The organism is Bacillus sp. SIMBA_074, assembly GCF_046534555.1.
In the GTDB taxonomy this organism is placed as follows: domain Bacteria; phylum Bacillota; class Bacilli; order Bacillales; family Bacillaceae_G; genus Bacillus_A; species Bacillus_A mycoides.
In genome coordinates, this window is record NZ_JAWRYM010001180.1 from 1 (window position 1) to 238 (window position 238).

Here is a 238-nt window from a genome sequence, read left to right on the forward strand (position 1 = left end):
GGCGTGGTCCTCGAGCAGCTTCTCGATGGTCTCACCCGCGTCGCTCTTGGTGTGGCCGATCAGACCGACCGGGCCGCGTTTGATCCAGCCGGTCGCGTAGAGACCCGGCACCGGCTCGCCGTCGTCGAGCACGCGGCCGCCGTCGTTCGGGATGACCCCGCCCGCCTCGTCGAAGGGGACGTCGCGCACAGGGGTGCCCCGGTAGCCGATCGCCCGGTAGACGGCCTGGACCTCGTAG

At 71.4% G+C, this 238-nt stretch carries 1 pseudogene; it reads right to left on the minus strand.

The annotated features are described in order from the left end of the window. Window positions 1–238 (minus strand): annotated as a pseudogene (locus tag SB773_RS34455) (hypothetical protein); the annotation flags it as partial.